22 protein-coding genes are annotated in these 25,500 nt (G+C 69.4%); 4 read left to right on the plus strand and 18 right to left on the minus strand.

Annotated features, from left to right (window positions below; genetic code table 11):
* Positions 1–327: 327 nt before the first annotated feature.
* A complete protein-coding gene (gene xerD, locus ABH933_RS12950) occupies positions 328–1,254 on the minus strand; it encodes a site-specific tyrosine recombinase XerD (protein WP_429417681.1) in 927 nt (308 codons plus the stop codon).
* Between the two features lie 89 nt (positions 1,255–1,343).
* On the opposite strand from xerD, the gene ABH933_RS12955 reads away from it, so the two are divergent.
* Complete coding sequence (locus ABH933_RS12955; protein ID WP_429417684.1) at positions 1,344–1,622, plus strand: hypothetical protein; 279 nt, start codon at positions 1,344–1,346, stop codon at positions 1,620–1,622.
* Between the two features lie 8 nt (positions 1,623–1,630).
* On the opposite strand, the gene ABH933_RS12960 is transcribed toward ABH933_RS12955, so the two are convergent.
* The 5 genes from ABH933_RS12960 to steA all read right to left on the minus strand — a co-directional run bounded on the left by ABH933_RS12960 (position 1,631) and on the right by steA (position 9,579).
* Complete coding sequence (locus ABH933_RS12960; RefSeq protein ID WP_429417687.1) at positions 1,631–2,275, minus strand: NUDIX domain-containing protein; 645 nt, start codon at positions 2,273–2,275, stop codon at positions 1,631–1,633.
* Between the two features lie 72 nt (positions 2,276–2,347).
* Positions 2,348–4,075, minus strand: a complete 1,728-nt coding sequence (locus tag ABH933_RS12965) for a CTP synthase (RefSeq protein WP_429417690.1) — start codon at positions 4,073–4,075, stop codon at positions 2,348–2,350.
* A 130-nt stretch (positions 4,076–4,205) separates the two neighbouring features.
* The gene (locus ABH933_RS12970; RefSeq protein ID WP_429417693.1) at positions 4,206–7,211 is read right to left on the minus strand and encodes a putative bifunctional diguanylate cyclase/phosphodiesterase; all 3,006 of its coding nucleotides are present in this window, start codon (positions 7,209–7,211) and stop codon (positions 4,206–4,208) included.
* Positions 7,212–7,427: 216 nt separating this feature from the next.
* On the minus strand, positions 7,428–8,357 hold the full coding sequence (locus ABH933_RS12975) for a copper transporter (protein WP_429417696.1): 930 nt from the start codon (positions 8,355–8,357) through the stop codon (positions 7,428–7,430).
* 10 nt (positions 8,358–8,367) lie between these two features.
* Entirely contained in the window at positions 8,368–9,579 is a 1,212-nt protein-coding gene (gene steA / locus ABH933_RS12980; protein ID WP_429417699.1) for a putative cytokinetic ring protein SteA, read from the minus strand.
* A gap of 211 nt (positions 9,580–9,790) precedes the next feature.
* On the opposite strand from steA, the gene ABH933_RS12985 reads away from it, so the two are divergent.
* Positions 9,791–10,210 (plus strand): SRPBCC family protein, encoded by a 420-nt coding sequence (locus tag ABH933_RS12985; protein ID WP_429417702.1) that lies wholly within the window; start codon positions 9,791–9,793, stop codon positions 10,208–10,210.
* A 7-nt stretch (positions 10,211–10,217) separates the two neighbouring features.
* Here ABH933_RS12985 and recN read toward each other — a convergent pair whose 3' ends face one another.
* The 5 genes from recN to ABH933_RS13010 all read right to left on the minus strand — a co-directional run bounded on the left by recN (position 10,218) and on the right by ABH933_RS13010 (position 15,207).
* Positions 10,218–11,999, minus strand: a complete 1,782-nt coding sequence (gene recN, locus ABH933_RS12990) for a DNA repair protein RecN (protein WP_429417705.1) — start codon at positions 11,997–11,999, stop codon at positions 10,218–10,220.
* The gene (locus ABH933_RS12995; protein WP_215921769.1) at positions 11,977–13,023 is read right to left on the minus strand and encodes an NAD kinase; all 1,047 of its coding nucleotides are present in this window, start codon (positions 13,021–13,023) and stop codon (positions 11,977–11,979) included. Before ABH933_RS12995 ends, recN begins: the two co-directional genes overlap by 23 nt.
* The gene (locus tag ABH933_RS13000) at positions 13,020–13,835 is read right to left on the minus strand and encodes a TlyA family RNA methyltransferase (protein ID WP_215921768.1); all 816 of its coding nucleotides are present in this window, start codon (positions 13,833–13,835) and stop codon (positions 13,020–13,022) included. The genes ABH933_RS12995 and ABH933_RS13000 overlap by 4 nt, the downstream gene beginning before the upstream one ends.
* Position 13,836: 1 nt before the next feature.
* Positions 13,837–14,139, minus strand: coding sequence for a hypothetical protein (locus ABH933_RS13005; RefSeq protein WP_429417707.1), 303 nt, complete (start codon positions 14,137–14,139; stop codon positions 13,837–13,839).
* A gap of 159 nt (positions 14,140–14,298) precedes the next feature.
* Complete coding sequence (locus ABH933_RS13010) at positions 14,299–15,207, minus strand: cupin domain-containing protein (RefSeq protein WP_429417709.1); 909 nt, start codon at positions 15,205–15,207, stop codon at positions 14,299–14,301.
* A gap of 75 nt (positions 15,208–15,282) precedes the next feature.
* On the opposite strand from ABH933_RS13010, the gene ABH933_RS13015 reads away from it, so the two are divergent.
* Complete coding sequence (locus ABH933_RS13015; protein WP_429417711.1) at positions 15,283–16,128, plus strand: NAD(P)H-binding protein; 846 nt, start codon at positions 15,283–15,285, stop codon at positions 16,126–16,128.
* Entirely contained in the window at positions 16,125–16,547 is a 423-nt protein-coding gene (locus ABH933_RS13020; RefSeq protein WP_429417713.1) for a VOC family protein, read from the plus strand. Before ABH933_RS13015 ends, ABH933_RS13020 begins: the two co-directional genes overlap by 4 nt.
* A 137-nt stretch (positions 16,548–16,684) precedes the next feature.
* On the opposite strand, the gene ABH933_RS13025 is transcribed toward ABH933_RS13020, so the two are convergent.
* From ABH933_RS13025 to ABH933_RS13055, 7 genes are all read right to left on the minus strand, one after another.
* The gene (locus ABH933_RS13025) at positions 16,685–17,623 is read right to left on the minus strand and encodes a Dyp-type peroxidase (RefSeq protein WP_429417715.1); all 939 of its coding nucleotides are present in this window, start codon (positions 17,621–17,623) and stop codon (positions 16,685–16,687) included.
* The gene (clpB, locus tag ABH933_RS13030; RefSeq protein ID WP_429417717.1) at positions 17,620–20,262 is read right to left on the minus strand and encodes an ATP-dependent chaperone ClpB; all 2,643 of its coding nucleotides are present in this window, start codon (positions 20,260–20,262) and stop codon (positions 17,620–17,622) included. Before clpB ends, ABH933_RS13025 begins: the two co-directional genes overlap by 4 nt.
* Entirely contained in the window at positions 20,262–20,600 is a 339-nt protein-coding gene (locus ABH933_RS13035; RefSeq protein ID WP_429417719.1) for a chaperone modulator CbpM, read from the minus strand. Before ABH933_RS13035 ends, clpB begins: the two co-directional genes overlap by 1 nt.
* The gene (locus tag ABH933_RS13040) at positions 20,597–21,514 is read right to left on the minus strand and encodes a DnaJ C-terminal domain-containing protein (protein ID WP_429417721.1); all 918 of its coding nucleotides are present in this window, start codon (positions 21,512–21,514) and stop codon (positions 20,597–20,599) included. Before ABH933_RS13040 ends, ABH933_RS13035 begins: the two co-directional genes overlap by 4 nt.
* A complete protein-coding gene (locus tag ABH933_RS13045; protein ID WP_429417723.1) occupies positions 21,514–22,029 on the minus strand; it encodes a nucleotide exchange factor GrpE in 516 nt (171 codons plus the stop codon). The genes ABH933_RS13040 and ABH933_RS13045 overlap by 1 nt, the downstream gene beginning before the upstream one ends.
* Entirely contained in the window at positions 22,026–23,924 is a 1,899-nt protein-coding gene (gene dnaK / locus ABH933_RS13050) for a molecular chaperone DnaK (RefSeq protein ID WP_429417725.1), read from the minus strand. Before dnaK ends, ABH933_RS13045 begins: the two co-directional genes overlap by 4 nt.
* 166 nt (positions 23,925–24,090) lie before the next feature.
* A complete protein-coding gene (locus ABH933_RS13055) occupies positions 24,091–25,335 on the minus strand; it encodes a PucR family transcriptional regulator (protein ID WP_429417726.1) in 1,245 nt (414 codons plus the stop codon).
* Positions 25,336–25,500: the final 165 nt, after the last annotated feature.

The raw sequence follows: 25,500 nt of genomic DNA on the forward strand, positions 1-25,500 counted from the left end.
CGCCGAGAACCATCACGCGCCGTCGACTCACACCAGTCCGTCGACAGCGCGACTGTCGACAATGCGATATGCCTCGCGCGCGGCGACGACCAACGGCCAGGACCGGAATGCATAACTCCCCCAAAAAGTTTCGGCCCCACCGGCCGATCAAGAGCACTTCAAGGAAGATTGTCACGAGATCGACGACTGCGCCCCTCTGGAGAGCTATAGTGATGCAAATCACGCAGATTGCCCACAGGTTCGATCCCCTTCTGCCATGGGTCAGCGGAACGCATGCCCGGCAGGGACTTCGGGGAGCGCTGCTGAACTACGAGGCGGCGCCGGGAGTCAGCGGGCGCGCGGGTGTGCCGTCGCCCAGACCTCGTGCAGGGTGTTCACGGTGACCAGGGTGTAGATCTGGGTGGTGGTGACCGAGGCGTGACCGAGCAGCTCCTGCACCACGCGCACGTCGGCGCCGCCGTCGAGCAGGTGGGTCGCGAAGGAGTGGCGCAGGGTGTGCGGGGAGACCGTGGCGGCGATGCCGGCGCGCTCGGCGGCGGCCTGCAGGACCTGCCAGGCGCTCTGGCGCGAGAGCCTGCCCCCGCGGGCGTTGCAGAACAGCGCGGGATTTCCCTTGCCGCGCACCACGAGTGCGGGGCGGCCGCGCACCAGGTAGGCGTCCAGCGCATTCAGCGCGGGGCGGCCGATCGGCACCATGCGCTGTTTGCCGCCCTTGCCGTGCAGCACGACCGCACGCTCGTCGGCGTCGATATCGTCGACATCCAGGTCGATGATCTCGGAAATCCTTGCGCCGGTGGAATACAGCAGCTCGAGCATGGCGCGATCGCGCAGCCCGCGCGGGCCCCCGTCCGCGGCACCGGACCCGCCCGCGGCCTCGAGCAGCCGCGAAATCTGATCGTACGGAAGCGCTTTGGGCAGCCGCCGGGCCGGAGTCGGCGGCTTGACCGCGTGCGCGACATCCCCGGCCGTGATTCCCTCGGCCGCGGCGAACCGATGCAGCCCCCGCACCGCGACCAGACCCCGCGCCGCGGAACTGGCCGCCAGCGGCGGATACCCGTGCCACCCGGCCCGCAGCGACACCGTGAAATCCCCGATATCGCCCTCGGTTACGCCCTCGAGCCCCGCGATACCGCGCTGCTCCAGGAACTCCCGATACCGCCCGAGATCCCGCCGGTACGCGCTGAGCGTATTGCGCGCGGCTCCGCGCTCGACCGCCAGGTGGTCGAGGTATGCGTCGATCTCGGGCTGCAACACGGCCCCATCATGACAGCCGCCACCGACAATCCCGGACCGAAACGCCTGCGCGCCACTCCGCTCCCACTCGGTTCGGATAGGTTGCCGGGGTGATTGATACGGACCCGATACTTCCGGTCCTCACCGGACCGGTCGTCGACGTCGTGCGATTCCTCGCCGAGTGCGGGGACGAGGAGGTGGACCCCGACACCGCGGTGAAGATGCTGGAGAGCGTGGCCGACGTGCTGCAACGGCTACCCGGCGACCAGCTCGACAGGTTCCTGACCGTGCTCGCGGAGCTGGCCGAGGCCGAATCGGACCCCGGGCGACGGGAATTCCTGCGGTCGTTTCCCGTCGCCTGCGGTCTGATCGAGGACCCCGACGACTGAGCCCGGAGTCATGGGGTGTGCGGCCGGCCCGCCTTGCGGTCGAGGAAGGCGGTGGGCATGCCGGGCCAGGGGGCATCGGCCGGGCGCAGCTCGACATCGCCCCCGCGGGCGGTGGACAACGCCAGCACGCCCGCCACCGCGGTCGCGTTGACGATCTCGCCCGACAGCGCCGCGCGGACCGCCTCGGCGACCGGCATCCGGACGATCTGCAGGTCCGCCTCCTCCAATTCCGGCTCGGGGCGGTCGGTTTCGTAGAGGTCGGTGGCCAGATACACGCGCAGCGCCTCGTCGGTGAAGCCCGGCGACAGCGCGACGTCGACCAGCACCGACCAGCTGTGCGCGGCCAGACCGGTCTCCTCGGCCAGTTCGCGCCGGGCCGCGTCGAGCGGATCCTCGCCCGGCTCGTCCAGGAGCCCCGCGGGCAGTTCCAGCAGACGGCGCCCGAGCGGGTGCCGGTACTGGTTGATCAGCACCACATTGCCATCCGCGTCCACCGCGGTGACCGCGACGGCGCCGTGATGCTCGATCACCTCGCGTTCGGCGATTCGCCCGCCCGGCATCTCGACCTGATCCAGCCGCAGCGCCAGGATGGCGCCCGAATAGACGATGCGGCTGGATATCGTCCGGAATTCATGCGTTCCGGGCTCACTCATGTCGTTCCCACCGTTCACTCGGCCGCCTCGTCATGCACGCGCAGCCCACAACAGTACCGCCTCATCCGCGACTCAGGGCGCGACCCTCTCGTCCTCGTCCAGCTCCACGTCGCCGTCGACGTCCATCGGAAGCCGTTCTGCCGCCTTGTATTTCAGCGCGGCCTGAATCAGCGCCGCGAACAGCGGATGCGGGCGGGTGGGTCGGCTCTTGAGTTCGGGATGCGCCTGGGTCGCCACGAAGAACGGGTGCTTGTCCGCGGGCAGCTCGACGAATTCGACCAGGTGCCCGTCGGGCGAGGTGCCGCTGAATTTCAGCCCGCTCTCGGCGATCTTGGCGCGGTAGGCGTTGTTCACCTCGTAGCGGTGCCGGTGCCGCTCGGACACCTCGGTGGCGCCGTACGCGTGCGCGACGACCGAACCCTGTTCCAGCAGCGCCGGATACGCGCCCAGCCGCATGGTGCCGCCGAGGTCGGCCTCGCCGGCCACGGCCTGCTCCTGATCGGCCATCGTGGAGATGACGGGATGCCGTGTGTCCGGCTCGAATTCGGCCGAGTTGGCGTCTTCGAGCCCGACCGAGCGCGCCGCCTCGATGACCACGCACTGCAGGCCCAGACACAGGCCCAGCAGCGGGATGCCGCGGGTGCGGGCGTAGCGGATCGCGCCGACCTTGCCCTCGATGCCGCGGATGCCGAAACCACCCGGAATGAGCACCGCGTCCACATCGCTCAGGTGCGCCTGCGCGCCCGCGGCGCTCTCGCACTCGTCGGACTGCACCCAGCGGATGTTCACCTTGGCCTTGGCGGCGAATCCGCCCGCGCGCAGCGCCTCGGTCACCGACAGATAGGCGTCGGGCAGATCCACGTACTTGCCCACCAGCGCGACGGTCACCTGCTCACGCGGGTTGTGCACCCGATCGAGCAGGTCACCCCACACGGTCCAGTCCACGTCGCGGAACGGCAGCCCGAGCCGGCGCACCACATAGGCGTCCAGGCCCTCGCGGTGCAGCACCCGCGGAATGTCGTAGATCGACGGCGCGTCGGGGGTGGAGATGCAGGCGTCCACCTCGACGTCGCACATCAGCGCGATCTTGTTCTTCAGCGGCTGCGGCACGTCCCGGTCGCAGCGCAGGATCAGCGCGTCGGGCTGGATGCCGATATTGCGCAGTGCCGCAACCGAATGCTGGGTCGGCTTGGTCTTCAGCTCGCCCGACGGCGCCAGGTACGGGACCAGCGTCACGTGCAGGAAGAAGCAGTGGTCGCGGCCCACCTCGTGCCGAATCTGCCGCGCGGCCTCCAGGAACGGCTGCGATTCGATATCGCCCACGGTGCCGCCGATCTCGGTGATCACCACGTCGGGGGCGTTGCCGTCGCGGTCGGGCGCCGCCATCGCCAGGATGCGCGACTTGATCTCGTCGGTGATGTGCGGGATCACCTGGACGGTGTCGCCGAGGTATTCCCCGCGCCGCTCCTTGGCGATCACCGACGAATAGACCTGTCCGGTGGTGACATTCGCGTCCTGGGACAGTTCGCGGTCCAGGAACCGCTCGTAGTGGCCGACGTCGAGATCGGTCTCGGCGCCGTCCTCGGTCACGAACACCTCGCCGTGCTGGAACGGGTTCATGGTGCCGGGATCGACATTCAGATAGGGATCGAGTTTCTGCATCGTCACGCGCAGACCGCGCGCGGTGAGCAACTGACCGAGGCTGGAGGCCGTCAGGCCCTTACCCAGAGAGGAGGCGACGCCACCACTGACGAAGATGTGCTTGGTAGCCGTTCGCGCCGGAATCCGTGATTGACCCACGGGTCTTCACGTTAACACGGAAATCGGCACCGAATCGAACGGCACGCGCGGTTGCGGAGCGATCGCTGAACACATATGTCACATCAACCCCATCGGTTGCTGTGGCACCACCAGTCCCTCGGGCAATCATTCAGCATTCGCTCGGCCACGTTCGTCCCAGCAGCTCCCTCGCGTCCGCCAGCGGAACCGGCTGCGAAAACAGGAAGCCCTGCCCGAACCGGCACCCCGCGTCGGCGAGCACGGCACGATCGGCCGCGGTCTCGATTCCCTCCGCGATCACCGTCAGCCCGAGCGAGTCGGCGATCGCGACGATGGCGCGCACCAGGCCCACCCGTCGCGGATCGCCGTCGATCGCGGTAACAAAGGACCTGTCGATCTTCAGGGCCTGGAACGGCAGGCCGAGCAGGTAGCTCAGCGCGGAATGCCCGGTGCCGAAGTCATCGATCGCGAGCACGACGCCCAGGGCGCGCAATTCCCGCAGTACCGCGACATCGCCGTCGTGGTCGAGCACCGAGTTCTCCACCACCTCGAGGCCCAGCGCGCCGGGCGGCAGCCCCGTCGTGCGCAGGCTGGCGGACACCTCGTCCACGAACCGCGGATCGGCCAGCTGCTGCGCGGAGATGTTGACCGACACGTGAATTCGATCCCCGCCGGGCAGGAAGCGCAGCCCCGCGGTATCGCGGACCGCACGGCGCAGAATCCAGTTGCCCAGCGGGCCGATCAGCCCGGTGTCCTCCGCCAGCGGGATGAAGTCCCCGGGCATGAGCGAACCGCGCTCGGGGTGCTCCCAGCGAGCCAGGGCCTCGAAGCCGACGACCCGGCCGGTGTGCAGATCGACGAACGGCTGATAGTGCACACTCAGCCTGTCCTCGGCGATCGCAGCGGCCAGGTCCCGGCGCAGTTCGTCGTGCTCACGCACCGCCGCGAGCATTGCGGGATCGTATGCGCGCCAACGGCGGTGGCGATCCTGGCGCGCCTCGGCCTCGGCGAGCCCGGCATGTTCCAGGGCCTCGTCCGCGTCCAGGACCCCCACGGTGGTGGCGGCACCGACGTTCACCGTCACCGAGATCCGCGTACTGTCCAAATCCAGTGGGCCGGACAGTGTTTCGTGCAGCAGCCGCGCCTCGGCATCCGCATCCCAGTCCGGTATGCCGGGGGCATCGTCGTCGTCATCGGGCGTGCGCGGGTCGACCAGCAGCGCGAACCGGCCCCCGCTCACCCGCGCCGCATATCCGCGCACCCGGGCCAGGCGCTCGGCGACCGCCACCAGCACCCGGTCTCCGGCCGCGCGCCCGTGCAACTGGTTGAGTTCGGTGAATCCGTCGATGTCGACTGCCAGCACCAGCGGCGCGGCAGCGGGGCCCGTGGCGGCGTCGGCATACCGCTGCGCGAAACCGGCCCGGGTGCCCAGGCCCGTCAGGTCGTCGTGGAAGGCCAGGCGGTGCAGTTCGCGGTACAGGCGGGCCTGGGAGGTGACATCACGCATGGTCACCACCAGCGCACCCACCCGCGGGTCCGCCCGCAGATCGGCGATCCGGACGTCGGCCTCCAGTGTGGCGTGCCCGACCGCCAGGTGCCAATGCAACGGAGCGCCGGTGCCGCCGTGCCCCGCCTCGGTGCGCAACAGCTCCCGGACCTCGCGCGCATTGCCCGGGCCCAGCGCCTGAACCAGATCGACCGAGCCCGCATCGCTTCCGGCGGTCAGGATGTGGGCGCCGGGGCTGACATAGCCGATCCCGCCGTCCGCATCAACGGTCAGGATCATGTCGGAGGCATTGGCGACCAATGTCCGGAAGTACTCCTCGCCGGCCCGGCGGGTCAGCTGGTCGGTCACCGCCACCCGCTGCACGGCCTGACCGGCCTGCGCGACCAGCAGCTCCAATAGGCCCCGTGCGCGTGGCGGCGCCCCGTCCTTCCCGGCCACGCCGAGCACAACCGGCGCTGCCTCACCGGGCGCCACCGGCGCATACACCATGGTGTGGCCGGTGTCGCCGAAGACGAGAGCGATCGCCTCGGCGGGCCGGATTCCGTCCGGCCCGCCGGCGCGGTGCTCGTCGGCGGGATCGCTGGACACCATCCGCAGTCCGCCGGGCCCGTCCGCGCAGAGCACGATGCGATCGAGCCGGTCGCCGCAGCGGACCGCCGCGGTCAGGGTGACCGACAGAATGTCCGGCACGTCCGGCGCTGCCGCCAGGGCCGCCGCCGCGTGACGGATCGTGCGTTCGTTGTCGATCCGCTGGCGGGTCTCGGTCAGCAGCAGGCCGACGACCACGACCAGCAGCAGGGTGACCACATTCGTGAACCCTGGATCCACCAGCTCGAGGGCCGGACCAACCAGCAGGATGACGATCACCGTGCCGGTGGGCCGGTGGATCCGGCGTTGCGCCGGGTCAGCGGTGAGCGCGGCGGGGGCCGGCACCAGCGCGGCCGCCGCGACCAGCACCAGCCCCGCCAGCCACGCAACGTGCAGCGGGCGCAGCGGAATGTGGTAGCCGCGCACGTCGGTGGCGCCGATGCCGACGGCGGCGACCATCAGCAGCATCACCCCACCGAACACCAGGTTCCCCTGGGCGCCCAGCCGGTCGCGGTCCCGCCGCAGATGCATGCCGAGGATCGCGACGATCAGCACGTCGAACACCACATACGTGATCAGCACCGCGGTCTCGGCGGGCGACTGGTGCCGTGGCGTGGACAGCAGCAGCGCCAGCGTCCCGACGACGATGAAAAGGGTGAGAAACAGCACCAGCGGATCCAGGTCGCCGAACCACGCCCCGCGCCCGGCCCGGCCCGGCAGCAGCATCAGCGCGATCGCCACCGCGCAGAGATAGGGCACCGCGTCCAGCAGCGCGAATCCGATCGGGTTCGGCGGATGCGCCTGCGTGTCGACCATGCGATACAGCGCCACCGCCACCACCCCGATGGCGCTGAGCTGCGCGGCGCGCCCCCACAGCCGCGGCCGCGGCGACCCGCGCAGCCAGGGGCCGAGCCCGATCACGACCACGCTCACCGTCGCCAGCACGAGCCAGCAGCTCACCCCGCCGTCACCGCGCCAGAACGCGGCGGCTGGCAATAGCACCGCTACGAGCAGTCCGTAGCCGATCGCGACAGCGCGCACGGACTGCGGAATACCGGACATCCCGGCCGAACCTCCTAGTCAGGACCGGAGGGGAGAGGGTTCGGACCGAACCGCTCCCACCGCCGGGCCGATGGGCGGCCGGACAGGGTAACCGCGGGCCCAGACAGATTTCAGCAACTGATTCGCAACGAAATGTATCTGGTACCTAAAGTTACGTCAACGCCGTCAGGCGGCCATCCGGTTGTTTGTGGTGGCGATCATGCAGCCCGCGCCGCACTAGCTGGGCATCGCGGCCACGGTCAGCGAGTTCGCCTTCGCGCCCGTGCCGTATCGGCCGGTCACACCCTTCAACTGCTCACTCAGCCCGAGAGCCGTTGTCACCCTGCCGATTTCATGATCGACATTGTCGACGGTGGTGACCGCGGCGTTCAACTTGTCGTCCGAGCGCACGGCCGCGATCGGACCGACACCCTCCGCGGATCCGGCCCGGCCCGCCAGCACCGTGCCCACGCTGCGTCCCCGCAGCCCGGCTGCGAACCGGGCGATGATCGAGCCCTGATCGTTCTCCGCGGCCTCGGCTCCCTCGCCGGTCACCACTACCGCCAGCTGCGCGGGACGCACCTGGGTGCAGTTCAGGAAACCACCGCTGCGCAGCGTGTCCAGGATCAGCCCGCGCTCCTGGGGCGTGGCGCGCTCGTGGCCGTCGCCCGGATCGGTGAGCAGCGCCACACCCAGCAGGTCCCCGGACATGCTGCCCTGATCGAGCGACTCGGTCTGCAGCTGCGCCCCGGCGGGGATCATGTTCGTCACCGCCGTGCGCAGCCGGTCGCCCTGGCCGGAATCCACGAACGGGTTCGCCAGGGCTATCACGCCGTTCACCGTCGCACCCGCGGCCGTGAGCGCCTTGCTCACCGCGTCGACATCCGCACCGTCGGCGTCCGGGGTGCTGAACACCAGCACGCTGTGGCCGGCCAGGGCACCGCCCAGCAGCCGCGCCTCCGCGCCGGACAGGAATGCGTCGGACGCGGCCAGCTGACCGGCCAGCCGGGCGTTCTGCGCGGTCAGGGCATCCACCCTCGGCTGCATATCGCCATGCCCCGGGCGCAACGAACCCAGCACACCCGAATGCGCGCCGAGCACCAGTCCGATGGCCAGCGCGAGGAAGATCCCGGCGACCGAAACGGCATGCTGGCGTAGCGAAATCAACTGTCCCCCTTTATTGTTTCCTGTTCAGCAGCTGATGCGCCCAGCCCTTGGCGTGGTGCCAGGCGACGAGGGCCCAATCCAGCGCCGCGCCACCGGAATGCGAGGCGAGCACCGCGACGATCAATGCGACGAGGGCGGCCAGCACCACCAGCGCCACGGCCCACCCGGAGGACCGGTGCCGGTACAGCGTCGCGACCGCCGTGGCATCCATCAGCTTGGGCGCGGTCTTGAGCCGGGTGAGGAAGGTGGCCGCATTGGACTCGCGGCGGCCGCGATCGAAGAAGTCGTCCAGCGACGCCGCCGCACCGCAGGTGATGATCAGCGCCGCGCCGTGGTGGTCGGCCAGCAGCAGGGCCAGATCGGCCGCGGACCCCGAGGACGGGAATGTCGTCGCGCCGATGCCCAGATCCTGAATGCGCTCGAGGCCCTTGGCGTGTCCGTCGGTGTCCGCGGGCAGGATCACCTCGGCGCCGGACTTGAGGGTGGTCGCGGTGATCTCCTCCGGATCCCCGACGATCAGATCGGGCCGGTACCCGCGTCTGGTCAGCGTGTCCGCGCCGCGCCCGACCCCGATCAGGATCGGCGCGTACTCCTTGATGAACGGCTTGAGCCCGCGTAGCGCGTCGTCGTGCTCGGGCCCATCGGCCACCACGACGACATGCCGGTTGCGCATGGTCAATTCCAGCTCCGGCACCCCGAAACCATCTATGAGCAGCGCACTTTCGGTGCGGATGAATTCGACCGTATTGCCCGCGAAGGCCTCCAGATGATCGGAGAGCCCCTTTCTGGCCGCGATCATGCGTTCGGCGATGGTCGCCTCGGTGAGCTCGATGCCCTCCACCAGGACCTCGGGCTCCTTCTTGGTGAGCCGGTCGGCATAGACGACGCCCGCGCACACGCGGACCTTGGCGCCGTCCTTGATCTTGGCGAAGGCATCGTTGGACACGGCGTCCAGCAGCAGGATTCCGTTGGCCACCAGCACCTCCGGCCCGAGGTTGGGATAGCGCCCGGAGATCGACGGGGAGACGTTGACCACCGCCGCGACGCCCGCCGCGACGAGTCGGTCGGCGGTGAGCCGATCCAGGTCCATCTCGTCGAGTAGCACAATGTCGCCGGGGCCCACGCGCTTGAGCAGGCGCCGGGTGTTGCGATCGACCCGGGCCATGCCCGTCAGACCCGGCAGCGTTTCGTTGGTCCTCGACAACAGCGCCAGCATCCTCATGGCATCCGATGGTTAACCGGAACTCTCAACCTTTGCTGGAGGCGCGCCGCATGATCTGTCACATTCCTTACGGTCGGCAGGGTGACGGTTCGCACATCGGACAGAACAGGCGCCGATCGGCCTACCGCTATGCTGTGCCGACGGCACATTGATGCGACTACCAGTCACAGGAACTTGTTCTCGCTCGGCCCGCCCAGAAGGAGACTCGACCATGGCCAGCACCACCATCGACGCGGTGATTTCCGCGCCCCGTGACGTCGTCTACAAGCTCTTCACCGAACGCGACAGCCTCAACGCCTACCTGCCGATCAACTTCACCCTGCGCAAGCCCGGCGATACCGAGCGTTCGGGCGTGGGCGCACGCTACCTGGTCGGCCTCGGCGGCGTCGGGATCACCGAGGAGACCACCGAACTGGTGCCCGGCGAGCGGATGGCATACAAGATCGTGGCCGGCGCCCCGGTGAAGCGCCACATCGGCGTCATCACCTTCGCCGACGCCGACGGCGGCACCCTGGTCTCCTACCGCATGGACTCCGAGCCCAAGATCCCGGTTCCGGACCGGCTCACCGAGCTGGCCCTGCGCGGCCTGATCAACCCGTTCCTGGCCGCGGCCCGCAAGGCTGTGAAATAACCACGCTTCAGCCAGCCGCCGGGGCGACCGCCTCCTTCTCGGAGCGAGCGGTCGCCAGCAACTCCTCCGCATGAGCGCGGCCGGTCTCGGTGTCGTCGAGACCGGCCAGCATGCGGGCCAGCTCCACGACCCGCTCCTCGGTGGTCAGGGTGCGCACGCCGCTGTTGACGCCCTTACCGTCGTCGACCTTGTCGACCACCAGATGTGTATCCGCGAACGCGGCCACCTGCGGCAGGTGGGTCACCACGATCACCTGATGGGTGCGCGCGAGCTGCGCGAGGCGCCGCCCGATCTCCACCGCGGCCCGTCCGCCGACACCGGCGTCGACCTCGTCGAACACCATGGTGCTGCCGTGCTCGGAGCTGGCGAGCACGACCTCGAGGGCCAGCATCACCCGCGACAGCTCACCGCCCGAGGCGCTGCGGCTCAGCGGCAGCGACTGCGCGCCCGAATGCGCCGAGAGCCGGAACTCCGCCTCGTCGACGCCGCTGGATCCGGCGTGTAACTCGCTGCCGCCCAGCATGATCGGCGCCGAATCCTGCGCGCTCGCGGGCACCGGCCGCACCTGCACCTCGAGCTTCGCCCGGCCCATCGCCAGCCCGCCCAATTCCGAACTCACCGCCACGGCCAGCTTCTTGGCGGCCTTGGTGCGCGCGGTGGTGAGCTTGCGCGCCGCCTCGCGCACCTGTTCCGCGGCCGATTCGACCTCGGCGGACAGTGCGGCCAGGGCCTCCTCGGAGACATCGAGCGAATCCAGGCGCCCGCGCGCGTCGTGCGCCCAGGCCAGCACGCCGTCGATGTCGGGCGCGTATTTCCTTGTCAGCGTCTTCAATTCGGCCTGCCGGTTGAGCAGCGAATCCAGCGCGCCCGGATCCGACGGCAGATCCGACAGGTAAGTGCTCAGCTCGGTGGTCAGATCGACCACCACCGACACCGCATCGCCCAGCCGCGGCGCAAGCTCGGACAGCACCCGGTCCTCGGACGACTCCAGCCGCGACCGCGCCACGCCCAGCAGATCCAGCGCGCCCGAGCCCTCACCGGGCGCATCGGCGGGACCGGCCAGCGCATCGTGCGCGGCGGTCGCGGCCTCGCGCAGCGAATCCAGATCCGAGAGCCTGCGCACCTCCTCGAGGATTCGCTCGTCCTCGCCGGGCTCCGGTGCGAGGGAATCGATCTCGTCCAGGGAGTGCTTCAGCCGATCGGCCTCGAGCGCCAGTTCCCGGCTGTGCGCGGTGCGCTCGAGCAGCTCGTTACGGGCATCGAGCCAGGTGCGCCGCGCCAGCCGGTACTTGCGCAGCAGCGCCGAGGTCGACTCGCCCGCGAACTGATCCAGCGCCGCGAGCTGCTGATCGGGGCGCTGGAGCCGCAGCTGATCGTTCTGGCCGTGCACGGTCAGCAGCGGCGCGGTGAAATCCGACAGCACCGCCGCGGGCACGCCGCGCCCGCCCAGGTGCGCGCGCGAGCGGCCGTCGCTGCCGACGGTGCGCACGGCGATGATGCTGCCGTCGTCGTCGCGTTGCGCCCCAGCCGATTCCAGCACCTTCTCGACCTCGTCGCGGGCGCCGGCGTGCACCTCCTCGACGGTGAACCGGCCCTCCACCACCGCCCGGGCGGCGCCGCGGCGCACCCGTCCGGCGTCCGCGCGGGCGCCGCTGAGCAGGTGCAGGCTGGTCACCACCATCGTCTTGCCGGCGCCCGTCTCACCGGTCAGACAGGTCAGCCCCGCATGGAATTGCGCTGTGGCGGTGGATATAACGCCAAGACCGTCAATCCTGATCTCTGTCAGCACTCGAGCTCTCCGTTCGGCTGTCCTCAATGCCGCCTGACCCGGGCTGCGCCGCGTCGTCGCAGGGCGCCTCCTGCGTGCCCGTCCGCTCGGACGGCCCGCGCCAGCCTGTCACGGGTAACTGAAACTTGCGCACCATCCGGTCGGTGAACGGCGCGGAATCCAGCCGCACCCAGCGCACCGGCTCGGCGCCGCGGACCGCCTCGAACCGGGCGCCCCGCGGCAACGCCAGGGTACGACGGCCGTCCAGGAACACCACCGCATCATGCCCGCTCGCAACGGTTTCCACCGCGATCCGCGAATCCGGGCTGGTCACCAGCGGCCGCGCGAACAGGGCGTGCGCGTTGCTCGGGATCACCAGCAACGCCTCGAGCTCCGGCCACACCACCGGGCCACCGGCGGAGAAGGCGTAGGCGGTGGAACCTGTCGGGGTGGCGATCAGCACTCCGTCGCAGCCGAACTGCGACACCGGGCGGCCGTCGACCTCGAGCACCAGCTCCAGCACGCCCATGCGGACGGCATTCTCAATGCTCGCCTCGTTCAGTGCCCAGCCGCGTTCCACCACCACATCATCGACCCGGACACTGACATCTATCGTCATGCGCTGCTCGAGGCGGTAATCGCCGTGCACGACCTGCGCGAGCGCCTCGTCCAGGTGGTCGGCCTCGGCCTCGGTGAGGAATCCGATGCGGCCCAGGTTGATTCCCAGTACCGGCACCCGCGCGGGGCGGGCCATCTCGGCAGCGCGCAGGAAGGTGCCGTCGCCACCGAGCGCGAGCACCATTTCGCAGCCGACCGCGGCGCCTGGGGCGTGGGCGACCGCGCGCACGGGGTAGCCGTCCGGCTCACCGGTCTCGTCGCAGTCGAGCCGGGTGCTGTCCGCCTCGTCCGCCAGCACCCGCAGGCCGATGCCCGCGTCGTCGAAGATCTTCGCCATCCTGTGCGCGGTCTCGGTGAGTTCGGGGCGGCCGGGATGGGCCACCAGCAGGATCTCCCGGTTCCTCGGGAATGCGTGGTGGGCGGTCACTGTGGGCCCTCCTGCACCGCGCGCTCCACCAATGCGCTCACATCCACCTCTGCCCCACTGCTCCGTTTACTCAGCCACAGAAAGTATTCGACATTGCCCGACGGCCCGGGCAGCGGGCTCGCCACGACGCCTCGGGTGCGCAGCCCCAGCTCCGCGGCCGCGGCCGCCACCCCGCGCACCGATTCGGCCCGTAACGCCGGATCCCGCACCACACCGCCGGAGCCTACCCGCTCCTTGCCGACCTCGAATTGCGGTTTCACCATCGGCAGCAGGTCCGCGCCGGCCGCACAGCAGCGGGCCAGCGCGGGCAATACCAGCCCCAGGGAGATGAACGACAGATCCGCCACGACCAGCTCGACCTCGCCGCCGATGGCCTCGGGCTCCAGCGCCCGGACGTTCGTGCGGTCGAAGACACGCACCCGCTCGTCGTTCTGCAGCCGCCAGATCAGCTGGCCGTAACCGACATCTACCGCGACCACCTCGCGCGCGCCGCGGGTCAGCAGCACATCGGTGAATCCGCCGGTCGAGGCCCCCGCATCCAGGCAGCGCCGGCCGGACACCGTCAGCCCCTGTGGTTCGAACGCTTCGAGCGCACCCAGCAGCTTGTGCGCACCACGCGAGGCCCACTGCACCTCGTCGGGCTCCTCGCGCACGACGAGCGGGGTACCCGTCTCGACAGCCGTGGCCGGTTTCGAGGCGACCGTACCGTTGATGAGGACACGGCCCGCACCGATCAGCTCGACCGCATGCTCACGCGAGCGTGCCAATCCGCGGCGAACCAGTTCCGCGTCCACCCGAGCGCGCCTGGCCACCTCAGATCTTGTCCACCGTCGTCAGGGCCTGAACCAGGACCTCGTGCGCCTGCTCCAGGATGTGGGCGCGGCGGGTGATCTCGGCGCCGGCGCCCGGCGAACTCACCCCAAGATCCTGCGCCTGCTCCCCCGGAACGCGCGGTCCCGCAGTCAATTCCGCCAGCAACGCCTCGACCTCCGCGTGCACCGCCGCCGGATCGGCGAATTCCGCCGGATCGGCGCCCCCGAGGTGCTGCCCGGGCAACGGAACTCCCGGCCGGGGCCCGGGACCCGGCTGCTGCGGATGCGACGTCGACGTAGTCATGGTGCCGACAACGCTACCGGAGTTCGAATTCGAACACACGTACCAGGCGGATTCCGAGCCGAGTCCACCCGATCGCGGTCGGTCACAGAGGTAACCCCGCTTCCGGCTACGTGTTTACTTCGTTCCCAGGATTCGCTCCAGCACGACGACCGGGCGGCGCTATCGAGGCTCTGCCGTGTTCGCCTCGCGCCAGCGACCGGGTGGTAGGCCGTGGTGTCGTCGGAAAGTTGCCGCGAAGGCGTTGGGTGAGGTGTATCCGGTCTTACGAGCGATCTGGTCGAGGGTGAGTTCTCCGGCCAGGAGGTAGTCGCGCGCAAGGGTAAGGCGCCAGTCGGTGAGGTATTGCATCGGGGTCTGGCCGAGCGCGCGCTCGAAATTGCGGGCGAACGTTGCACGTGACATCGCGGTGAGTTGCGCGAGTTGCGGGACGGTCCAGCCGCGGTCCGGCCGTTCGTGCATCGCCCGGAGGGCTCGGCCGAGTCGGGGATCTTCGGCGGCGCGGTACCAGCGTGGCGCGGTGGAGCTCTGGTCGTAGGACGCGCGCAGGACGAGCACGAGAAGGACGTCCAGGAGCCTGTCGAGAACGGTTTGGCTACCCGGCGCCGACTGCTGGAGTTCCCGCGAGATCAGGGATACGACGTCGTGCACCTGGTCGTGTGCGGATGGCCGGATGACCAGCAGGGGCGGGAGCGCCTGGATCAGGCTCCGGCCGACATCACCGGAGAGCCGGTAGGCGCCACACAAGAAGACCGACGCCTCGGGATCGGTGGCGTCGGATATCGATCCCCGCGCCCAGAACTGTTCGTGGGACACGCATCTCGCCGGATTCGGCTCGTCGGCGATGTGATGGTCGCGCCCGCCGACAGCGATGGCGAGGTCGCCCGGGAACAGGCGATGGGCTTCGGTGGTGTCGTCGAGCCACAGCCACGCATGGCCGCGCAGTACCGTGTGCAGCGAGAGCTGAATCGAGCCGGGCAAGGTCAGCCCCCAGGGTGGCAACGCCACCGAGCGCGCGAACACCGCGCCCGACGCCCGAGCCCGCACCAAATAGTCCTGCAGTACGTCCACAGGATGAGCGTATCGCGTTGCAATCGGATCGGATCACGCATTGATACACACATACAGGCGGTACAGGCTGGAGACATGAATGGAAACCTGCCCACCATCCTCGTCCTCGGGGCGACCGGCAAGACCGGCTCCCGCGTCGTTTCCCACCTCGCACAGCACGCCGTCGCCGTCCGCACCGCCGCGAGGTCCGGCGCCGGCATCGACTTCGACTGGAGCGACCACGAAACCTATGCCGCGGCAGTGGAATCCGTCGACCGCATCTATCTGATGGCCCCTGTCCTGCGCACCGACTTCGCCCCGGATGTCGCGGTGTTCCTCGACGCCGCCGAGGCCGCCGGGGTCCAGCACGTGACCTTCCTGAGCGCCTACGGAATGGAACACGCGCCCGAGCAAGTCGCCACCCGGGCAGTCGAACTCGACCTGATCGATCGCCGACGGCTCGACCACACGATTCTGCGTCCGGCGTGGTTCATGCAGAACTTCAGCGAGACATTCCTGCGGCCGATCAACGGTGCCGTCGTCGTACCCACCGGCAACGGCAGCGAGGCGTTCATCGACGCCGAAGACATCGCCGCCGTCGCCGCGGACACGCTCGCCGATCCAGGTGCGCACGCCGCTGCGGAGTACAGCCTGACCGGCCCGCAAGCCCTCACCGTCGCCGACGCCGCCGCCATCATCGGCCGAGCCACCGGCCGGTCATTCGTTCACCAGGACCCGGACCGCGACACCTGGGTCGCTGGTGTCCTGGCAACCGGGATCCCGACCGAGTACGGCGCTGTCCTGCGGCGGCTGACCGAAACGATCGCAGCGGGCAACGGTTCCCGGCCCAACGACACCGTCGAGAAGATCACCGGCCACCCCGCACGAACCTTCGACGAGTTCACCCAGGCCAACGCCTCCGCATGGAAGGACGCAGAATGATCGACCACGTCTACATCTCCGTCACCGATATCGACACCGCACTCGCGTTCTATCTCGGAGCCCTCGCCCCCGTGGGCTGGAGCACGTTCGGAAACTACAGCGCCTCCTCCGGGCCGGACACCGTGCCCGACCTGTTCGGCATCGCCGACGCCGACTACATCTCCGGCAAGCGGGTCGGGTCGAGCATCTGGCTGCGACGGCGCACACCCGGCGAGACGGGCCTCTACCTCGGAATCGTCTGCGACAGTAACGAGATGGTCGACGCCGCATATGCCGCCGCCATCACCGCAGGCGGAATCGACGAAGGCGAACCGGCCGATCGAACCTACTTCGCACCCGGCTACTACGCCGCCAACGTGCGCGACGCCGACGGCAACCGCCTCGAGTTCGTCCACAAGGCATGGAACACAACACGGTAGATGTTTCCAGGCGGCAAGCCTGGCCGGGCGTCCAGCGCCCGCCGGGCGCCTGAGAATTGCGGCCCCGGTGGGCATTACGACGAGCGGTTGTATCCGTCGCCGAGGGCGTGGAGGACCCCGGCGGGGTGTGCCCGAATTCAGCCGTCCAGACCGGACAGGAAACCGCGCGCCGGAGCGAAGAAACTCAGCCCGGTGACGGCCGTCGAGTAGTCCAGGATGCGGTCGTGCAGGGGCGGTGGATCGCCGAGGAACATGCGCTCCAGCATTTTCTCGATCACCCAGAGCCGGCGCGAATACCCGATGAAGTAGGTGCCGTACACATTTCGGCCGGGAACCGCGAACGGCATGTTGTCCCTGAGGATGTCGTACTCGCCGATGTCGTCGGTGATGGTGCACAGGGTCTTGTGCGCCTTCTGGCCCGCGGTGGCGTCGGGGAGCTCCACATTGTCGAATTTGGTGCGCCCGATGATCCGCTGCTGGGTTTCGGTCGTCTCGCGTTCCCAGGCGGCCAGGTCGTGCAGATATTTCTGCACGACCACGTAGCTTCCGCCCGCGTGATCGGGATCCTCGTCGCCCACGACGATGTCCTCCAGCAGCGCGGCGCCGTTCGGATTGGCTGTGCCGTCGGCGAATTGGAGCAGATCGCGACCGTCGAAGTAGCGAAATCCCGTCACCTCGTCCACCACGGTCACCGCATCCCCGAACCGGGACAGCAGGATCTTCTCGAACTCGACGATCAGATCCGTCGAGTCCGATCGGACGTGGTAGAGCAGGTCGCCGGGCGTCGACACCGCCGCGTGCGCCGCGCCGCGAAACTCCTTGAACGGGTGCAGTTCCCGAGGCGCGGCGGTGTGCGTGAGCGGCTCCCACAGCCGGTGCGAGATCCCGGCCGTGCATCCGAAGGTGGTTTCACCGGCCCGGACGAGTATGTCCCCGACGAGGTCATCGGTGGCGGCCAGGACCGCCCGGGCCCGCGCGAGCGCCGCCCGATCGGCGCCGATCTCGAGCACCAGGAACAGCGCGGACGCCGTCGCGGGTGGCGCGATGTGCTGAGATTCGGCCGGCGCCTTGGTCATACACCGACCGCCTGCCGCTCCTCGGCGGGCTCCGGGTTGGCCACGCGCGTCACCAGCCGGTCGTCGTCGGTGTCCAGGGTGATCACCGCGCCGTCGTGGATGTCGCCGGTGAGCAGGGCGCGGCCGATGCTGGTCTCGACCTCGTGAGAGATGAAGCGCCGCAACGGCCGCGCCCCGTAGACGGGGTCGTAGCCCTCGCGCGCGATGAGCTCGCGCGCGGCCGGGGTCAGCTCCAGGCTCAGCCGGCGATCGGCCATCCGCCGGCGGAGGTCGGCGACCTGTAGATCCACGATCTGCTCGATCTCCGACAGCGACAGCGGCTTGAACAGGATGATGTCGTCGATCCGGTTCAGGAACTCCGGGCGGAAGTGGGCACGCAGTTCGCTCATCACCAATTCCCGTGCGCTCTCGGTGATTTCGCCGTCGTCGCCGATGCCGTCGAGCAGATGCATCGAGCCGATGTTCGCGGTCATGATGATCACGGTGTTGCGGAAATCGACTGTCCGCCCTTGCGAATCGGTGAGCCGGCCGTCGTCGAGGATCTGCAGCAGCGTGTTGAACACGTCGGGGTGCGCCTTCTCGATCTCGTCGAACAGCACCACGGAATACGGCTTGCGGCGGACCTGCTCGGTCAGCTGCCCGCCCTCCTCGAAACCGACGTAGCCGGGCGGCGCCCCGACCAGCCGGCTGACGGTATGGCGCTCTTGATATTCGCTCATGTCCAGCCGGACGATGTTCTCCTCGGCGTCGAACAGCGTCGCCGCGACGGCCCGGGCAAGTTCGGTCTTGCCGACGCCGGTCGGCCCGAGGAACAGGAACGACCCGATGGGCCGGCGGGGATCCTTGATCCCGGAGCGGGCGCGCACGACCGCATCGGTGACCAGCCGGACGGCCTCGTCCTGCCCGACGACCCGTTCGTGCAGGACGCTGTCCAGCCGGAGCACCTTTTGCCGCTCGCCCTCCACCAGCCGCGTGACGGGAATGCCCGTCCAGCGGGCGACGATCTCGGCGATCTCGTCGGCGGTGACCTCTTCGCGCAGCAGCCGGTCTCCGCCCTGCTTCTGCTCGAGCCGTTCCTCCTCGCCGTGCAGCCGGCGTTCCAGCTCGGGCAGTGTGCCGTGCCGCAGTTCGGCCGCGCGATTGAGGTCGTAGCCCTGCTCGGCCTCCTCGATCTGGTGCCGGACCTGTTCGATCTCCGACCGCAGGGTCTGGAGTTTGCGGATGGCGCTGCGCTCGGACTCCCACTGCGCGGTCATCGCGTCGGCCTGCGCACGCTGATCGGCGAGTTCCTTGCGCAGGTCCCGCAGCCGCTCCTGGGAGGCTGCATCGGTCTCCTTGTCCAGGGCGGCCTCCTCGATCTCGAGCTGCATCACCCGCCGGGTGATCTGGTCGAGTTCGGCGGGCATGGAGTCGATTTCGGTGCGAATCACCGCGCACGCCTCGTCGACCAGGTCGATCGCCTTGTCCGGCAGGAAACGATCGGTGATGTAACGGTGCGACAGGACCGCGGCCGCGACCAGCGCCGCGTCCTGGATCCGCACGCCGTGGTGGACCTCGAACCGCTCGCGCAGGCCGCGCAGGATGGAAATCGTGTCCTCGACGGTGGGTTCGTCCACCATGACGGTCTGGAAGCGCCGCTCGAGCGCGGCGTCCTTCTCGATGTAGCGGCGGTACTCGTTCAGTGTCGTCGCGCCGATGCAGTGCAGTTCGCCGCGCGCGAGCATCGGCTTGAGCATGTTGCCCGCGTCCATGGACCCCTCGGCCGCGCCCGCGCCGACCACGGTGTGCAGCTCGTCGATGAACAGCAGGATCCGCCCGTCCGCCGACTTCACTTCGTGCAGAACGGCTTTGAGGCGTTCCTCGAACTCGCCCCGGTATTTGGCGCCGGCCACCAGCGCGCCCATGTCGAGCGCGAAGATCGTCTTGTCGCGCAGGCCCTCGGGGACGTCGCCGCGCACGATCCGCTGCGCGAGCCCCTCCACGACGGCGGTCTTGCCGACGCCCGGCTCGCCGATGAGCACCGGATTGTTCTTGGTCTTGCGCGAGAGGATCTGGATGACCCGGCGGATCTCCGCGTCGCGGCCGATCACCGGGTCCAGGGCGCCGCTGCGGGCCGTGGCGACCAGGTCCCGGCCGTATTTGTCGAGCGCCTCGTACGAGCTCTCGGGATTGTCGCTGGTGACCCGCTGACTGCCGCGGACCTGGGCGAGCGTCTCGAGCACCCGGGCGCGGGTGACCCCGAGCTCGCCGAGCAGCCGCCCGGCCGGATTGCGGCTACCGCTGTCGCACATCGCCAGGAGCAGGTGTTCGACCGAAATGTATTCGTCCTTCAGCCGTTCCGCCTCGCGCCCCGCGGCGACCAGGACCTCGTTCAGCGCTCGCGAGGTGTGCACCGGCGCGGACCCGCCGGTGCCGGACACCTTCGGCTGCCGCGCGATCGCCTCGGCCACCCGGCGCCGCAGGGTGGCGACGTCGACATCGGCCCGGTCGAGCAGCCGGCCCACCAGGCCGTCGGGCTGGTCGAGCAGTGCCAGCAGCAGATGATCGGCACCGACCTCGGTGTTGTGGTTCTCCAGCGCCAGCGCCTGCGCGTCGCGCAGGGCCTCCTGCGACTTCTCGGTCAAATTGGTGGGCGCCATCAGGTGTTCCTCTCCGATCCCGCATGCCGGTGAGCGAGTAGGTGTTCCAGCGCGTCGATGCGCGCGATCAGGTCCGCCGCGAGCAGGGCCCCGGCGTAGTTCAGGCCCAGATCGATCCGGAGCCGCTGGATCCGCGCGAGCCGGGCGGCGGAATCGCGGCGGAACAGCGGCCGTTCGGGACTCCCGGCGGGGTCGAGCGCGCCGAGGGCGACGAGCCGGCGCACGAGTTCGGGATGTAGACCCGACTCCACCGCGACGACGTCGAGGGTCACCAGCGGGGTGCCGTCGGCGTCGAGGCGCTGCACGGCGACCAGTGCCCGGGTCCGGGGTGCTGTCATGCCGATTCCTCCCGCGGATCGAAGTGCGTGGCCGCGAGCTTCTGGTACAGCTCGCGCTGCTCGTCGTCGAGATGCTTGGGCACGGCGATCTGGATGTGGGCGAACAGGTTTCCGGATTCGCCGCGGGTGTTCGGCATGCCCTGGCCGCGCAGGCGCAGCGTCCGCCCGCTCGACGAGCCGGCCGGGACCCGGACCTTCACCGTCCCGGTCAGCGTGGGCACCGGCACGCTCGCGCCCAGCGCCGCCTCCGACGGCGAGACGAGCACATCCACGTGCAGGTCGTCGCCCTCGCGGCGCAGCCGGGGATGCGGTGCGATGCGGGCCCGCAGGAACAGGTCACCGGCCGGGCCGCCGTCGTGGCCCGGCCCGCCCTCACCGGCCAGCCGGATGCGCTGGCCGTCCCGGACGCCCGGGGGTATCCGGACGTCGTAGTCGCGCCCGTCCGCGAAACTCAGGTGTTTGTGTCCGCCGGCGGCGGCCTCCGCGAGCGTGAGGTCGAGATCGGCCTCGTGGTCTGCGCCGCGCATCGGATAACTCGCCGAGCCCTGCGGGCCGCGCGCCCGCGCGCCGCCACGACCGGCCCCGAACAGCTGCTCGAAGAAATCGCTGAAGTCGGCGCCGCCGCCGAAGTGGACGTCCCCGGCGTATCCCCCGCCGAAGCCGGGATCACTGGAAACATCCTGTCCCGCACGCCAATCGGCGCCGAGCCGGTCGTATTGCGCTCGCTTGTCCGGATCGCGCAGTACTTCGTACGCCTCCGAGATCCGCTTGAACCGGTCCTCCGCTTCGGGATCCTTGTTCACGTCCGGGTGGTGCTTGCGCGCCAGGCTGCGGTACGCGCGGCGGATGTCGTCCTCGGTGGCGTCCCGGGCGACGCCGAGCGTCTCGTAATAGTCCTGGTAGCCGACGGGCATCAGCCACCGTCCGTCTTCCGCCTGCCGACGACCACCTGCGCCGGCCGGATGATCTCGCCGTCCCGGTTCGTGTAGCCCGAGCGCGCGACCTCCGCGATCAGCTGGTCGGCGGCATCATCGACCGGGACCACCGCGATCGCCTCGTGCCGTTGCGGATCGAACCGGGTGCCGGCGGCATCGATGCGGGCGACGCCGTTGCGAGCGAGGATGGCGTTCATCTGCTCGAGCACCGCGCTCAGTCCGGGATCGCCCGGCTCCATCTGCAGGGCGCGCTCGACGCTGTCGACCGCGTCGAGCCATTCGTGCAGCATCCGGTTCCGGGCGGCGGCCGCCTGCCGCTCGGCCTCGCGTTCGGTGCGCTTGCGGTAGTTGTCCAGGTCGGCGAGGGCGCGCCGGTAGCGGTCCTGGGTCGTGGCCAGCTCGTCCCGCAGCGCCGCGATCTCGTCGGCCGTCGGGGCAGCCTCGGCGTGCTCACCCGTGTCGGTCGACTCGGCGGCGGTCTCCTCGGCGTTCATTCGCGGGTGAAGTCGGCGTCGACGACGTCGTCGTCGCTACCCTGCGTACCGCCCGCCGACGGCCCGCTCCCCGCGCCCGCCGCCGCCGACTGCGCCGCGGCGGCCGTGGTCGGCAGCGTGTGCACGATCTGCTGCAGATCGGCGATCAGCGGACGCACCCGGTCGAGCCCGGCCTTGTCGTCCACGGCCGACTTCGCGTCCGCGACCAGCTGCTCGGCACGGGCCTTCTCGTTCACCGGCACCGAATCCCGATACTGCGTCAGCAGCTGTTCCACCTGATAGGCCATGCCGTCGAGCTGGTTGCGCGCGTCGACTTCGTCCCGGCGCGTCTTGTCCTCCGCCGCGTGTTCCTTCGCCTCGGCGACCATCCGATCGATGTCCTCGGCTATCAGGTTCGCCGACTCGGTGATCTCGACCTTCTGCTCGAGGCCCGTGTCCTTGTCCTTGGCGGAGACATTGAGAATGCCGTTGGCGTCGGTGTCGAAGGTGACCTCGATGTGCGGCGCGCCACGCGGAGCCGGGCGGATGCCCTCGAGGCGGAACCGCGCCAGCTGGCGATTGTCGGCCGCCAGCTCGCGCTCGCCCTGCAGGACCACCACGTCGACACTGGTCTGGTTGTCCTCGGCGGTGGAGAACACCTCGCTGCGGCGAGCCGGGATGGTGGTGTTGCGCTCGATGACCTTCGTCATCACCCCGCCCATCGTCTCGAGGCCCAGGGACAGCGGCGTCACGTCGAGCAGGACGACATTCTCCACGTCACCCTTGAGCACACCGGCCTGCAGGGCGGCGCCGATCGCGACCACCTCGTCCGGGTTGACCGACATGTTCGGTTCCTTGCCGTCGGTAAGCCGGCGCACCAGCTCCTGGACGGCCGGAATGCGGGTCGAACCGCCGACCAGGATCACCTCGTCGATGTCGTGAGCGGTCAGCTTGGCATCGGCCAGGGCCTGCTGGACGGGCTTGCGGGTGCGCTCGACCAGCGACTCCGTCAACTGGTCGAACTTCACCCGCGAGAGGGTCAGGTTCAGGTGCTTGGGACCGGACGCGTCGGCGGTGATGAAGGGGAGATTGATCGTCGTGGTGGTGGTCGTGGACAGTTCCACCTTTGCCTTCTCCGCGGCCTCGTACAGGCGTTGCAGGGCCTGCGCGTCCTTGCGCAGGTCGATCCCCTGGTCCTTCTGGAACTCCTCGGCGGCCCAGTCGACGACGCGCTTGTCGAAATCGTCGCCGCCCAGGTGACCGTCGCCGCTGGTCGAGCGGACCTCCACGACGCCGTCGCCGACATCGAGAATCGAGACATCGAAGGTGCCGCCGCCGAGGTCGTAGACCAGCACGGTCTCCGCGCCCTTCTTCTCCAGGCCGTAGGCGAGTGCGGCCGCGGTGGGCTCGTTGACCACCCGTAGTACCTCGAGCCCGGCGATCTTCCCGGCGTCCTTGGTCGCGTGCCGCTGTGCGTCGTTGAAGTAGGCCGGGACGGTGATGACCGCCTCGGTGATCTTCTCGCCGAGCACCTTGCTCGCGTCGTCCACAAGCTTGCGCAGCACCTGCGCCGAAATCTCCTCGGGTGCGTACTTGCGCCCACGGACGTCGAACCGGACCGCGTCGTTGGGTCCCTTGTCGACCTTGTAGGACACGATCTTCGACTCGTCGTCGACCTCGTCCCATTTGCGACCGATGAATCGTTTCGCGGAATAGATCGTCGCGTCCGGATTCATGATCGCCTGACGCCGGGCCACCTGACCGACCAGGCGCTGACCGTCATCGGTGAAGGCGACCACGGACGGCGTGGTGCGCCCGCCCTCGGCATTCGCGAGGATCTCCACGCGCCCGCCTTCCATGGTCGCTGCGACCGCCGAGTTGGTGGTGCCCAGATCGATGCCGACTGCTTTAGCCATTCGATTCCTCAATCCGCCGATCGAAGGGAACCGCCGTCCGTGGGCGGACAACGGTGCGCGGAGCACGGGCAACGCTACGCACGCGCGAAACGTCCCGGGGCGGTCCGGAAATGGTCTTGTTCGCGTGGTCAACGACTTCGGTAGGCGCGGACAAATAGCGCGCGGGTCACAGTGTTTCGACGCGGCGGGATAATGCGATATCCGTATTCGGATCGGAGTTGTTGAGCCGCAACGCGTACACCGCGGCCATGAGTTCAGCCGCGTCGCACGGGTCCGACAAGTGCCGGCCGGTCAGATCCTGCAACCGCCGCAGCCGGTACCGCACGGTGTTGGCGTGGCAGTACAGCAACTGGGCAGCGTTCTCCGCGGACCCCAGGTTGCTCAGGTAGACCCACAGGGTCTCGATCAGCATCGCGCGATCCTCGGCGGGCAGCGCCAGGACCGGGCCGAGCACCCGGCTCGCCAGGCGCAGGCCCTCCCCCGGCGCGCAGACCACCAACGCCGCCAGGGGACTCGAACTGAAGACGTGCACCCCCGGTTCCCTCGCCGGGATCGTCTGCAGCGCCGCCTGTGCCAGCAGTAACGCGCGCGGCGTCTCGGACAGGTTGTCGAACAGCGGGCTGATCCCGGCCCGGGCTCCCGTCGTCGACGTCACGACCCGCACGACGGTGTCGACCGCATCGTCCCGCAGCGCGACCAACCCCAGTTGCTGCGCCGGCGTCAGCCGCCAGGCCGAGACGATCCCCGCGGCCGCGAGCTTCTCCTCCACGTCGGGCAGGCTCTCCTCGGCCACGCGCGGGGTGTCCGCGACCACGACGACGTGGTGTGCCCCGCGGGGAAACCCCAGCAGCGCCGCGGCCTCCCACGGCCCCGCCTCCGGCGTGGGGTGACCGGTCAGCAGCGCCTCGAGCAGCGCGGAGCGGCGCCGCTGCGGGGAGATGCGGACCCCGGCGCCGGCCTCCCGGTACGCCTCGGTCATGGCGTCGGCGTGACGATCGGCGAACTGCAGGATCGTCGTCGCGGCGGCCAGCAGCTTCTCGCAGGTCTGCACCGAACGCGAACGTTCGCGGTCCAGAATGGCTCGCCACAGCGCCACGAACGCGGCCCGGTACACCTTCAGGACCTCGGGCAGCGGAGCCCCCTCCCGGGCACAGCGCGCCGCGGTCCGCCGCGCGTCCTCGAGGTCGATCCCGCGCCCCAGCCGATCGTCGATCGCCGCGACCGCCAGCTGCAGGCTGTGTTCCACCGAGGCACGCAGCTCGCCCGGCAAGACCGTCCCGGCGGCCGGATAGCAGCCGATCTGCTCGATAACCTCGTGCACCACACCGTCGGCCGCCGCCATCGGATTCGGCGCGGTCCGCGCATCGTGGCCGGAATATTCCTCGAGAGTCAACCCGCTTTCTCCGTCCATCGCCATCGCCTGGCACCGCGAATATCGACTCTGCTTCGAATGGGTCGTGACCCGGCCCCCTGTACGCGCTGTGCGGAATCACGCCGGCGCCACTGCCGACGCCGGGGTACCGGCTTCGGATTCTTCGATACCAGTATTCGGCGATGCCGCGCCGCTGTCCAAGAC

The sequence above is a fragment of the Nocardia sp. GP40 genome, from assembly GCF_050434125.1.
Classification (GTDB): domain Bacteria; phylum Actinomycetota; class Actinomycetes; order Mycobacteriales; family Mycobacteriaceae; genus Nocardia; species Nocardia albiluteola.